The sequence below is a fragment of the Priestia megaterium genome, from assembly GCF_046599315.1.
In the GTDB taxonomy this organism is placed as follows: Bacteria; Bacillota; Bacilli; order Bacillales; family Bacillaceae_H; genus Priestia; species Priestia megaterium_F.
Map to the genome: position 1 here is coordinate 994,829 of NZ_JBKIKC010000001.1, position 13,387 is coordinate 1,008,215.

11 protein-coding genes are annotated in these 13,387 nt (G+C 40.8%); 1 reads left to right on the forward strand and 10 read right to left on the reverse strand.

Translation table 11 applies throughout. From position 1 onward, the window contains the following. From rsmB to ACLHDF_RS05525, 10 genes are all read right to left on the reverse strand, one after another. On the reverse strand, positions 1-1,341 hold the full coding sequence (gene rsmB / locus ACLHDF_RS05480) for a 16S rRNA (cytosine(967)-C(5))-methyltransferase RsmB (protein ID WP_413917948.1): 1,341 nt from the start codon (positions 1,339-1,341) through the stop codon (positions 1-3). Continuing rightward, positions 1,334-2,272 carry a methionyl-tRNA formyltransferase gene (fmt, locus tag ACLHDF_RS05485; protein ID WP_413917949.1) on the reverse strand — a complete coding sequence of 313 codons (939 nt, stop codon included), beginning with the start codon at positions 2,270-2,272 and terminating at the stop codon, positions 1,334-1,336. The genes rsmB and fmt overlap by 8 nt, the downstream gene beginning before the upstream one ends. A 10-nt stretch (positions 2,273-2,282) precedes the next feature. Beyond that, on the reverse strand, positions 2,283-2,756 hold the full coding sequence (gene def / locus ACLHDF_RS05490) for a peptide deformylase (RefSeq protein WP_413917950.1): 474 nt from the start codon (positions 2,754-2,756) through the stop codon (positions 2,283-2,285). Between the two features lie 70 nt (positions 2,757-2,826). Beyond that, on the reverse strand, positions 2,827-5,241 hold the full coding sequence (priA, locus tag ACLHDF_RS05495) for a primosomal protein N' (RefSeq protein ID WP_413917951.1): 2,415 nt from the start codon (positions 5,239-5,241) through the stop codon (positions 2,827-2,829). Continuing rightward, a complete protein-coding gene (gene coaBC, locus ACLHDF_RS05500; RefSeq protein WP_413917952.1) occupies positions 5,238-6,455 on the reverse strand; it encodes a bifunctional phosphopantothenoylcysteine decarboxylase/phosphopantothenate--cysteine ligase CoaBC in 1,218 nt (405 codons plus the stop codon). The genes priA and coaBC overlap by 4 nt, the downstream gene beginning before the upstream one ends. 180 nt (positions 6,456-6,635) lie before the next feature. After that, complete coding sequence (gene rpoZ / locus ACLHDF_RS05505) at positions 6,636-6,857, reverse strand: DNA-directed RNA polymerase subunit omega (RefSeq protein WP_013058926.1); 222 nt, start codon at positions 6,855-6,857, stop codon at positions 6,636-6,638. Positions 6,858-6,859: 2 nt separating this feature from the next. After that, a complete protein-coding gene (gmk, locus tag ACLHDF_RS05510; RefSeq protein ID WP_251391067.1) occupies positions 6,860-7,474 on the reverse strand; it encodes a guanylate kinase in 615 nt (204 codons plus the stop codon). A 13-nt stretch (positions 7,475-7,487) separates the two neighbouring features. After that, positions 7,488-7,748 (reverse strand): DUF370 domain-containing protein, encoded by a 261-nt coding sequence (locus ACLHDF_RS05515; RefSeq protein ID WP_013084831.1) that lies wholly within the window; start codon positions 7,746-7,748, stop codon positions 7,488-7,490. 46 nt (positions 7,749-7,794) lie between these two features. Then, entirely contained in the window at positions 7,795-8,670 is an 876-nt protein-coding gene (locus ACLHDF_RS05520) for a YicC/YloC family endoribonuclease (RefSeq protein WP_413917953.1), read from the reverse strand. Between the two features lie 153 nt (positions 8,671-8,823). After that, a complete protein-coding gene (locus tag ACLHDF_RS05525) occupies positions 8,824-11,502 on the reverse strand; it encodes a cation-translocating P-type ATPase (protein WP_413917954.1) in 2,679 nt (892 codons plus the stop codon). Between the two features lie 141 nt (positions 11,503-11,643). On the opposite strand from ACLHDF_RS05525, the gene ACLHDF_RS05530 reads away from it, so the two are divergent. After that, positions 11,644-13,356 carry an NFACT family protein gene (locus ACLHDF_RS05530; protein ID WP_413917955.1) on the forward strand — a complete coding sequence of 571 codons (1,713 nt, stop codon included), beginning with the start codon at positions 11,644-11,646 and terminating at the stop codon, positions 13,354-13,356. The last annotated feature ends 31 nt before the right edge of the window (positions 13,357-13,387 follow it).

The following is a 13,387-nucleotide window of genomic DNA, read 5'->3' on the forward strand; positions in this document are numbered from 1 at the left end:
TTACACCTTCTTCTGTAAACATGCAATATAAAATCCATCGCTTTGTTCATCTGGCAGCAATTGAATTTCACCATGTTTTACGTTTCGTTTAAGTTTTTGCGGCATGCGTGCAGCAAGCGTTTCGTCTTTTTGAAAATCAGCATGGTCTGCTAAAAATGCCGCTACAACATCACCATTTTCGTCCCGGTCAATTGTACATGTACTATATACAAGGGTCCCACCTTTTTTTAATAAAGGCGCAACCGCATTTAAAATATCTTGTTGAATACGCGCCAGCTGCTTTACATCTTGCTCAGTCTTTGTATATTTCAAATCTGGTTTACGTCTCATTACACCAAAACCTGAGCACGGGGCATCTACTAAAATACGGTCAAACATTTCTTTCTCAAATTGTTCACCCGCTTTGCGGCTGTCTTGAACCGTCGGCTCAATGTTTGTCAGGTGCAGACGCTCTGCCTGCTGGGCAATCAGCTTTACTTTATGATCATGAATGTCCAAGGAAATAACTTTACCACTGTTTTTAAGCTGCTCTGCAATATGAGTCGATTTTCCTCCTGGTGCAGCACAGCTATCTAAAATCAGCTCTTCTTCCTCTACACCTAGCGCGTGAGCAACTAACATAGAGCTTTCATCTTGAACGGTGAACATTCCTTCACGAAATGCTTGTGTATGAGCTGCATTTCCTTTTTGAACTTCTAACGCTTCTTCTACAAAATGGCCTGGTTCTACAATAATACCTTCGTTTTCAAGCGCTTCTTTTACTTCATTTTGCGTAAAGCGTGCACTGTTTACTCGGATTGTTTGTTTAGGGGCCATTAAATTAGCTAAACAGATTCCGCGTGTTTTGTCCAATCCATATTGTTCCACCCAGCGTTTTACAAGCCATAATGGATGACTCGTTTCAATCGCCAAACGCTCTACAGGATTTTGTATTTCATCTAAAGAAGGCGTGCCGTTTCGCTGAATGTTTCGCAAAACGCCATTTACCATTGAAGCAATTCCTTTGTGGCCGCGTTTTTTAGCAATTTCTACTGCTTCATGAAGGATTGCTCGATCAGGTACTCGGTCTAAATATACCATTTGATAAAGAGATAAACGAAGCAGCACTCGCACCCAAGGCTGAAGCTTTTTGGGATTTTTTAAGAAAGGGGCTAATCCGTAATCTAACGTATCACGTCTTTGAATCGTTCCATACACAATTTCCGTTAACAGGCCTGCATCTTTTCCTTGAATACCACGTTTTTGCATACTGTTATTTAACAATAGGTTACTGAATGCTTGATTTTTTTCAATAGCTAGTAAAATATCTAACGCTATGTCTCGAACGTTGTACTTACTCATTGACATCCCCTAATACCGCTCCGACTTCAACGGATGTCCCTCGTAAATACTGTGCTGCATCCATACGTTTTTTTCCAGCTGGCTGAAGTTCTGTCACTTTAATAGCTATTTCATTTCCAGTTGCCACTACAAATCCATCTGCTTCAAGTGATAAAACAGTACCTGGTTTGCCTGATGCCGATACTTTTTCTCCCCACCAAATTTTCATGACCTGACCTTCTGCCGTTGTATAGGCAACGGGCCAAGGATGAAGTCCTCGGATATGGTTATAAATTTCTTCTCCTGTACGGGTCCAATCAATTTTCTCCTGTTCCCGTTTAATGTTAGAAGCAAATGTCGCCTCGTCGTCATTTTGTTTCACTGGCGTAATTTCACCTTTTACAAGCGAAGGAATGGTTTCTGAAAGCAATTTTGCACCAGCAGCGCTGAGTTTATCATGAAGTGTGCCAACGTGATCACGTTCTTCAATCGGCACTTCTACCTGTGTTAAGATGTCACCTGCGTCTAATTTTTCTACCATATACATAATTGTAACACCAGTTTTCGGCTTACCTTGTAGAATTGAATAGTGAATCGGCGCGCCTCCGCGCAGTTCAGGTAACAGAGAAGCATGCACGTTAATACAGCCGTATTTAGGCGCTTCTAAAATAGGACTCGGTAAAATTTGACCAAAAGCCGCTGTTACAATTAGGTCAGGCTCATACGCTAACACTTGCTGATATTCTTCTTCTAGGCGAATCTTTTCTGGCTGCAGTACAGGTATTTCATGCTTTAACGCCTCAACTTTTACTGGAGGAGGTGTTAATACGCGCTTGCGTCCTTTTGGTCGATCCGGCTGTGTAACCACTGCGACCACTTCATATCCATCTTTAAGTAATGTTTGTAAAACCGGCACTGAAAAATCCGGCGTTCCCATAAATACGACTTTCATCGTGTAAAACCTACCCTTCTAGTTCATCCTCTTCGTAATACTTTGTTACCTTTTCCGTGAACAATACACCTTGCAAATGATCAATTTCATGTTGAATTGCTCGCGCTAAAAATCCTTTTGCTTCTATAAAATAAGGTTTTCCTTTACGATTTTGCGCGCGTACTTTCACATAATCAGCTCTAGCCACGTCACCAAAAAGGCCCGGAAAACTTAGGCAGCCTTCTGGACCGATTTGTTCGCCTCGTTGCTCAATAATTACCGGATTAATTAACTCAATTTTACCGTGTCGGTCGCCAACGTCCACCACTGCTACTTGCTGCAGAACTCCTACTTGAGGAGCAGCTAGACCCACACCGTCTGCTTCGAGCATTAAATCATACATGCCGTTTAGTAATTTCGCTAATTTATTATCAAAGTTTTTAACGACTTCACACTCTTGTTCAAGTACTTCATTAGGATGGTAAACAAGCTTAAGCTTAGCCAAATAGGCACCTCCTTTATTCTTTCTATTTATATCCAAAAAGCTTCTTCTTTAACGTCATCAAAACGACTAATTACATCATTGAATATGGATGCAAATCAATGGTGATCGTTAAATTCTCCTTCTGCATTTCTGCTTGATAACGTTCTAATATATATTTCAATAACGGAATCAGGCTTGGTTCCAGCTTGTATTTTAACATGCATTGATAGCGATATCTATCTTTTATCTTAGCAATCGGAGATGCGACAGGTCCTAAGATCGTTGTTTGCGGCGAAAGTTTTTGACGCAGATACTGTGAAATTTTATCTGTAACAGACACTACTTTTGCAATATTTTCATGAGATACCGTTACAAGCGCCAAGTAAAAGAAAGGCGGGTATTTATGCATTTTACGAATTTCCATCTCCTGCTGATAAAACGTATCGTAATCGTGCTGACTCGCAAGTTGAATACTGTAGTGCTCGGGTGTATACGTTTGGATCACTACTTCTCCTGGAAGCTTGTGACGACCTGCTCTTCCGCTTACCTGGGTTAAAAGCTGAAACGTTTTTTCAGATGCACGAAAGTCAGGTAAATTGAGCATCGTATCTGCTGTTAACACTCCTACAAGCGTGACGTTTGGAAAGTCAAGCCCTTTAGCAATCATCTGCGTCCCTAGTAAAACTTGCGCTTCTCCACTTGCAAACTTGTTTAGGAGTTTTTCATGCGCGCCTTTTCGGCTTGTTGTATCAACATCCATTCGAACTACCCTAGCCTCAGGCAGTACTTTCGTTAATTCTTCTTCCACTTTTTGTGTACCAGACCCGAAAAAGCGGATATGCTCGCTGTGGCATTCCGGGCACTCAGTTTGAACATGCTCTTCGTGCCCGCAGTAATGGCATTTTAATTTATTTTGATAGCGGTGATACGTCAGTGAAATTTCACAGTGCTCACATGTCGGAACGTAACCGCAGTCCCTGCACATGACAAAAGAAGAATGGCCTCTTTTATTTAAAAATAAAACGATTTGCTCTCCTTTTTCCAAACGGTCTTTCATCTTTTCAAATAGCATAGTTGAAAACATAGAACGGTTGCCGCTGCGAAGCTCTTCTCTCATATCGACAATATCCACCGACGGCATTGATGACTGATTCATTCTTTGCTTTAACGTCAGTAGCTTATACACACCTTTTTGCGCTCTTGCAAATGATTCAAGCGTTGGCGTTGCACTTCCTAAAATGACTGGACACTGATGATGCTCCCCTCGGTAAATGGCGACATCTCTCGCATGATAACGGGGGTTCTCTTCTTGTTTATAACTCGTCTCATGTTCTTCATCGATAATAAGAAGGCCTAGATTTTCAAATGGAGCAAATACAGCAGAGCGGGCCCCTACCACAACCGATACTTCTTTTCGCTGGATTTTTCGCCATTCATCATATTTTTCTCCAGTAGACAAGCCGCTATGAAGCACAGCGACCTTCGAACCGAACCGCTCTTTAAATCGCTTGACCATCTGAGGGGTAAGTGAAATCTCCGGAACAAGCATAATCGCTTCTTTCCCTTTTTTTAGCACTTGATCAATCGATTGGAGATACACTTCCGTTTTTCCACTTCCGGTTACTCCGTACATTAAAAACACATTGTGAAGATTTTCTTCGATGTCCTGCAGAATCGGCGCGATTGCCCCAGCTTGTTCATCCGTCAATTGAAATGGCTTTGATGGCGTAAAGTAGCGATCTTGATAAGGATCACGGTATATTTCAATTTCCGTTTCCGCTAATAGCCCTTTGTTAATCAGCGTCTTTATAGGAGCAGAGGTAATCTGCAAATCTTCCGCTATTTCTTTTATTGCCACTTCTTCATTTCTATCCAGCATAAAAGACAGCACTTGTTTTTGTTTTTCTGCCTGCTTATTTGACTCGCTTATAAATTGCTGAATTTGCTCAAGGCTTTGATTAAGTTTTACACCTTTTGCCGTTTTTTTGTTTCCTTTATTTTTCACGACGTAGACGACTTCAATTAGACCTTTTTGAATATCACGGTGAAAAGCAGGAGCAGCGGCTGTTTTTTCTACTTCACTCCACTTCAGCGAGGACCTTGACTGAAAAAACGGCTTTACTTGCTCATGAAGCTGTTCGTATGCCTCTTTTGAAAGAAGTGAAAGTTCCTTATCATATTTTGCTTTCATTGCGGCAGGCAGCATGACTTGAAAAGCTGATATCATAAAACAAAGCGTTTTTTCAGTTAGCCACTGCCCAAGCTCTAACAATTCAGGAGTCAGAACCGGCGTTAAATCAAGCAGGTCAGCGATTGGTTTAACCCGCTTGACTTCGGCCTCTTCTTTAAGAGCCACCACAAATCCCTGAACTTTTCTAGGACCAAATGGAACGACAACTCGCATACCTGGAACAATAATTCCTTTCCATTTGGCAGGAATAGCGTAGTCAAAAGTACGATCCGTTTGTTTAGCAGCCACGTCCACAATTACACTAGCTACACTCATTTTTTCAGTCCTTCTAACATTTCCTTCACTTCTTTTAACACCTCATTAGCTACATCGTGTTTTGAAAGAATCGGGAGTTCCTTAGACTCTCCGCTTCGCTTATAGAGCGTTACAATATTTGTGTCCGTTCCAAAGCCAGCTCCTTCTGTTGTCACATTATTAGCTACAATCATATCCAAGTTTTTAGATGCTAGTTTCTTTTGTGCATATTCATCCACTTGTTCTGTTTCTGCAGCAAATCCGACTAAAAGCTGATGTTCTTTTCGCTCTCCAAGCGTGCGTAAAATATCTGTTGTTCTCTCTAGCTCTAATATGGCTTCACCAGGCTGCTTTTTCATTTTTTGATCAAACACATGCTTTGGTCGGTAATCTGCAACTGCAGCTGATTTAATGACAACATCTGCTTTATGATAGCGCTGCATAACAGCTTCAAGCATCTGCTGCGCACTTTCAATTTGAACAACCTGCACTCCTTTTGGATATGCTAAATTCGTCGGTCCCGTTACAAGTGTTACCGATGCGCCTAACTTAGCAGCTTGTTCTGCAAGGGCATAGCCCATTTTCCCGGTAGAGCGATTGGTGAAAAAACGGACGGGATCAATGCGTTCTACCGTAGGTCCTGCTGTAATCAATACATTGACACCTTCAAGGATCTTTTGTGTATCTGATACTTGTGAAAAATAAGAGTTGATTAGTGAAACGATTGTTTCTGGCTCTTCAAGGCGACCTTTCCCTACATAACCGCATGCCAAATACCCTTCTCCAGGTTCTACAAAGGAATAACCAAATGCTGAAAGAGTGTTCATATTTTTTTTCACAGCCGGGTGATCGTACATATGAACATTCATTGCAGGCGCAATCCAAACAGGTGCAGTAGCAGCCAGCAGCATTGTGGAAATCATATCATCCGCAAGACCATTTGCTATTTTCCCTATCATATTAGCCGTAGCAGGAGCCACTAAAATTAAATCAGGCCAGTCTGCTAAATCAATATGTGCAATCACAGATGGATCTTTTTCATCAAACGTATCTGTATAAACTGGGTTTCGAGACAGAGCTTGAAACGTAAGTGGCGTTACGAACTCGCATGCTGAAGCAGTCATCATTACTTTAACTTCTGCTCCCGCTTGTACTAATTTACTTGTTAAAGCCGCGGCTTTATATACGGCGATTCCGCCGCTAACACATAATAAAATTCGTTTTCCCTTCATCATTATGCCCCCATCTATTTATCCCGCTCAACCAGCATCCGCTTGTTTACTCGGGTAACTATCTAAAGCTTTTCAATTCAATTATTATACCATTTTTGTAGTGAGACATTCACTATCCTGCTTGAACACAGACAAAAGTATCAAAAAAATAACAACCTATAAAGTAGGTTGTTATTTTTTCACTTACTGATGTTTAGAATCTTCTTCTGCTACACCTTGCTTATAGCTTAATTGCTCAGCATTAATTTCTTCTAAAGCACAGCCTACAAACTTATAAGAAACCGGCTTTTCAATCGGCGTATCATTGTGAAGCTGTAATTGACGTGCACGTTTTGCAGCTACTGTTACAAGCGTGTACTTAGAATCTAATTTTTCCATTAGGGAATCAATTGATGGATAAAGCATATTTATTCGACCTCCAGCATTCTTTTATAGCGCGCAGAAATACGATCGCGACGGCAATGTTCAGCCGTTACGATAGCACGGATGCGAGCACAAGCATTTTCTACTTTGTCATTTTCTACAACATAATCGTAGGCGTCCATAAGTTCGATTTCTTCTTTTGCTACGCGCATACGGTTATTGATTAAGTCTTCTGTTTCAGTACCGCGGTTTACAATACGGCTTTTAAGCTCTGATAAACTCGGCGGAGCCAAGAAGATGAACAAACCTTCTGGAAACGCTTCTTTCACCTGAAGAGCTCCTTGCACTTCAATTTCTAGAAACACGTCTTTCCCTTCAGATAACGTTTGTTCCACATAATCAACCGGGGTACCGTAGTAGTTACCTACGTATTCAGCCCACTCTAATAATTTATTGTTTTCAATCATGCGCTCAAACTCTTCGCGTGGCTTGAAGAAATAGTCAACACCGTCTACTTCACCTTCGCGTGGCTTTCTTGTTGTTGCAGAAATAGAATACTGCAATTTAATGTCTTCTTGCTCAAATAATGCTTTTCGTACCGTTCCTTTTCCAACACCTGATGGTCCGGAAAGAACAATTAATAAACCTCTTTCAATCATCGGTTCAAGTGACCTACCCTTCTAATAATTCTTCTTTGTTTATAAGTCGCTGTGACACAGTTTCTGGCTGTACAGGAGCTAAAATCACATGATCGCTATCCATAACAATAACAGATCGTGTTTTACGTCCTTGCGTTGCATCTATTAAAGAGCCTCGATCTTTTGCATCTTGAATAATGCGTTTGATTGGAGCTGATTCAGGATGAACGACAGAGATTATACGATTAGAAGAAATAAAATTTCCAAATCCAACGTTCACTAATTTACCGCTCATAAGAAGCCTCCTGCTATATCAATATAATCTTTATCTTACACGAAGGCTATTCAATATTTTGAACTTGCTCTTTTATACGTTCTAGTTGTGCTTTCATACTAATAACATATTGAGCAATAGTACCATTGTTTGCCTTCGCACCAATTGTATTCATTTCACGATTCAGCTCTTGAACAAGGAAATCAAGCTTACGTCCTACTGAATCAGGTGTACTTAATGCTTGAATAAATTGTGAAACATGACTTTGAATTCGCGTAAGTTCTTCGCTAATATCTGCTTTTTCAGCAAAAATAGCTACTTCAGTCAGCACTCGCTGCTCATCGAAAGTACCTTCTAAGTAGTCGCTTAGCTTTCTTTTAATGCGCTCGCGATATTGTTCAGCAACTTCAGGAGCAAGCTGTGTAATTTTTCCGCGAATGTCTTGAATGTCCTGTAAGTATCCCATTAAATCGTGATACAGCTCTGATCCTTCTCGTTTTCGCATATCCACTAACTGATGCACGGCAGCTTCAACCGCCTCAAAGATTGCACCATGAATACTCGTCTGATCAGCTTCTTCTTCATAAGTTGTCATCACTTCAGGCATGTGTAGAATATCTTGAATTTGAACAGATTGTGATAGCCCATGCTTTTCTTTGACTTGCTGCAACGCATCCATATATTCATCAAGCAACTGCCAATCCGTCTGCAGTTTCTTTTTCGCCATTTCTTCACCTGAAATAGTAACAAATACTTCTACTCTACCACGTTTTATGTATGTTTGAACGATTTTTTTTATTTTATCTTCAATTTCAATTAATTGTCTTGGCATACGAATAACGATTTCACAGAAACGATGATTAACAGACTTCATTTCGACTGTTACTGATCGATTTTCCACTTCCGCTTTTCCGCGGCCAAAACCTGTCATACTTTTTATCATTATCATCACATCCACTATGTACATCTTACATAAAAAGTATCATAAAAGAAAGTGTTAGCAAAAAAAAGAAATCTCTCTTCTCTATTCAACCTGTAAAGGCTGCCTTCATGAGTTTTCTCATTTGGGACAGCCTGCATTAAAGTATAGCACAATTTATGAAGGTTTTCTTGCTAAAAGTGAACCGGCAAGTAAAAAAGTTGGAAGGCTTGCAAGTCCTAAAATAACGAGCCATTCCCGCGGTGCAATGGCCATTGTATGGAAAATAGGCTGCAGCGGCGGATAGTAGATGGCCACCAGCATAAGAATAATAGATGAAATAACAGCTCCTACAAGGTATAAGTTCTGAAATGGATTGCGATCAAAAATCGATTTTTCACTTCGACAGTCAAATACGTGAATAAGCTGTGCCATGACAAGCGTGGCAAATGCGATTGTCTGAGCATACTGCAACCGATCTGGGTCGTTGTCGTAAACAATCATAAACGCAGCGAGTGTGGCAGCTCCAATTAAAAATCCTCGGCTAACTACTTTCCACCCTAACCCTCTTGCAAAAATACCTTCGCGCGGATGTCTTGGGTGGCGTTTCATGACGTTATCTTCTGGCTGGTCTAAGCCAAGAGCCATCGCAGGCAAACCATCCGTTACTAAGTTTACCCATAATATTTGAATTGGAACTAGCGGAAGCGGAAGTGCTAAAATCATCGCAAAGAGCATAACTAAAATTTCTCCTACGTTTGATGCAAGCAAGTAACGGATAAACTTGCGAATATTTTCATAGATGTTTCTTCCTTCTTTGATCGCTGATTTGATTGTAGCAAAGTTATCATCAAGCAAAACGAGTGAAGACGCTTCTTTTGCTACGTCTGTTCCTGTGATGCCCATCGCAATGCCTATGTCTGCTGCTTTAATAGCTGGTGCATCATTTACGCCGTCGCCCGTCATGGCTACAATGTGATCTTTTGCTTGAAGAGCTTTAACAATTTTAAGCTTATGTTCAGGTGATACTCTCGCATATACGTAAACATCATCTACTACTTCTTCTAGCTCTTCCTCCGTCATTTTGGACAAATCCGTTCCTTCTAAGACTTGACCATTTTCGGGTAAAATGCCAAGTTGTTTTGCAATCGCCTGTGCTGTAATGACGTGGTCACCTGTAATCATAACAGTTTTGATGCCCGCATCTCGACATTCTTTGACCGCTTGTTTGACCTCTGGCCTTGGCGGATCAATCATTCCTTGAAGCCCTAGGAAGGTCAGGTCTTTTTCCGCTTCTTTCTCTGTATGAACGCTCTCATGATCTCCTAACGGGCGATAAGCAATAGCAATGGTTCGAAGCGCTTGGCTAGCTAATTGATCAATCGCTCCTTTCACTTCATTATGAACCGTTACCGACAGCGTTTGTTGTCTGTTTTCCCATAAAATATTTTTGCTGTTTATAAGTAGCACATCCGGAGCACCTTTTGTTATGACATAACGCTTATGAGATGCATCTTCAATAACTACACTCATCATTTTACGCGTTGAATCAAATGGAAACTCTTCAATAATCGTAAACTGCTTTTGAATATTTTCTTTTGTCAGCCCAGCTTTCATCGCGGCAACAAGCAAAGCTGCTTCAGTAGGATCTCCGTCGATGACATATTCTTTATCTTTTCTTGAAATGGACGTTTGATTACAAAGCAAACCGAACACTAAAAGCTGCTGAAGTGGTTTTTCACTCCGTGTATCAACTTCTCTTTCCTCTCGCGAGAATACGCCCGTAGGTTCATATCCTGTCCCTGATACCCTCCACGTCATTCCACCAGACCAAAGGTGAGTAACCGTCATTTTATTTTGTGTTAATGTACCCGTTTTGTCTGAGCAAATGACTGACGCACACCCGAGAGTCTCAACGGCAGGAAGTTTGCGAACAATGGATTTTTGCTTAATCATGCGCTGTACACCAAGAGATAACGCCACGGTTACGATGGCAGGCAGACCTTCGGGTATGGCAGCAACAGCTAAGGAAACTCCCGCTAAGAACATACTGTATAGATCATGGCCTTGCAGTACACCAATTCCAACAACTAGTACAGTAAGTGCAAGAGCTACAACGATTAAAATTTTTCCTAATTGCTCTAACTTCCGTTGAAGAGGGGTAATCATAGCTTCAGCATTTTGAAGCAAATCAGCAATTTGTCCCATTGCTGTTTTCATTCCAATTCCAACAACAATACCTGTTCCGCTTCCTCGCGTCACAAGCGTACCCATGAACGCCATGTTGTCCTGATCTCCAAGCGGTACTTCCTCTCCTGACAATGCTTTTATTTGCTTGGCAACAGGCAAAGACTCTCCCGTAAGCGCTGACTCTTCAATCTCTAGGCTTTTGGCTTCCATGATTCGAAGGTCAGCTCCGATACGGTCTCCGCTCGAAAACTTTACAACGTCCCCAACTACCAGCTCTTTAGAGGGTAGCTTAATCCACTTCCCTTCACGCATAGCTGCTACTTGGGGAGCAGAAAGCTCTTTTAATGCATGAAGAGATTTCTCTGCTTTTCTTTCTTGAAAAAAGCCTAAAAATCCATTAATTATCACGATGGCAATAATAGCAATCGCATCGATGTATTCGCCTAAAAGCCCTGAAATAAGCGTAGCAGCTAGTAAAACTAGCACCATGAAATCTTTAAACTGCTCTAGAAACACAAGAATGGCTGGTTTTTTCTCTCCTTCAGTCAATTCATTAAACCCTTGTTGCTGCTGACGTGCTTTTACTTCTTTGTGTGTAAGACCATGCTGCCTGTCTGTTTTTGTTACTTCTACTATTGCTTTTCCACCTAATTCATACCATTTCATTGCATCTTTTCACACCCTTTTATTTGTAAATGCACCTATTAGATTGTTACAATCTTATATCGTATGCTTATTCAGACTCGTCCTAAAAAATGCTATACTTTTCTATAGGACAATTTTCAATTACTTAAGGATGTGAGCACTATGTCATTTGATGGTATTTTTACATATGGCATTTTACAAGAACTATCTGAGACCTTGGTTTCAGGACGAATTTCAAAAATATATCAGCCGTTTCCAAACGAGTTGATTTTACAAGTACGCGCTAAAGGTGAAAACCGCAAACTTTTAATTTCAGCTCACCCTAACTATTCACGCGTTCATTTTACAAACGAGCCCTATGAAAACCCATCTGAACCTCCTATGTTTTGTATGCTTCTTCGCAAACATTTAGAAGGAAGCATTATTGAACAAGTGTATCAGCTTGGATTAGACCGCATTTTAGTCATTGAAACAAAAGGACGAAATGAAATTGGCGACGTGACGTACAAGCAGCTTATTATTGAAATCATGGGAAGACATAGTAATGTTGTACTTGTAGATAAAGAAAAACAAACGATTATCGACAGTATTAAGCACGTTCCAATGGCCTTGAACAGGCACCGTACGCTTCTACCCGGAGCTCCTTACGTACTGCCTCCTAGCCAAGATAAGCTTCATCCATTTGAAGCGGACGAAGAAACTGTGATTAAAAAAATTGATTTTAATAGCGGAAAGTTAGCCACCCAGCTAGTGCAAACCTTCTCGGGGCTTTCTCCTTTAATTGCAAATGAAGTGGTTTTTCGCTCTGGCTTAGCGAATCGTTCTACCCTTCCAAAATCATTCGTCGAAACGATGACGCTGATCAAAGAAGGTCAGTTTACACCGACCCTGACAACCGTTAATCAAAAAGACTATTTTTATTTACTAGAATTGACGCATTTAGAGGGCACACAAAAAACGTATGCAACCATCAGCGAGCTTCTTGATCGCTACTACTACGGGAAAGCAGAGCGAGATCGCGTAAAGCAGCAAGCGCATGATTTAGTGCAGTTTATTTCCACTGAGAAAAAGAAAAATGAGAAAAAAATAAAAAAACTTGAGCAAACGCTGCAAAATGCAGAAAAAGCATCTGATTATCAGCTAGCCGGTGAACTCCTTACGGCAAACTTACACCTTGTCAAAAAAGGAGATGCGAAAGTGGATGTGATTAATTATTACGATGAAAATAGCGGTACGCTCACCATTTCATTAGATCCACAAAAATCACCGTCTCAAAATGCTCAAAGCTATTTTACAAAGTATCAAAAAGCGAAAAACTCCGTTTCGATTGTAATCGAACAAATTGAAAAAGCAAACGAAGAAGTACATTATTTTGAATCGCTTATTCAGCAAATGGATACTGCTACTCACAAAGACATCGCCGAGATTCGTGAAGAGCTTGTGGAAGAAGGATATTTGCGCAACCGTCAGCAAAAACAAGCAAAAAAACAAAAAAACACTACACCTACTCTCGAACAATACGTTTCAAGCGACGGCACGACGATTTTAGTTGGAAAAAACAATAAGCAAAATGAATATTTAACAAATCGCCTTGCCGCTCGTGATGACGTTTGGTTTCATACGAAAGATATACCGGGTTCTCACGTTGTTATTCGTAGTCAAGAGCCTTCAGAGGAAACGATTTTAGAAGCGGCTCACCTTGCTGCTTACTTTAGTAAAGCCAAGAATTCAAGCTCCGTGCCCGTCGACTATACAAAAATTCGCCACGTAAAAAAACCAAGCGGTGCCAAACCTGGTTTTGTAACGTACGATAACCAGCAAACGGTGTACGTAACGCCTAGTGAAGAACTTGTACTGAAGCTGCGTCAGTCATAATAAAACCCCCTTTCTATATAGAAAGGGGGTT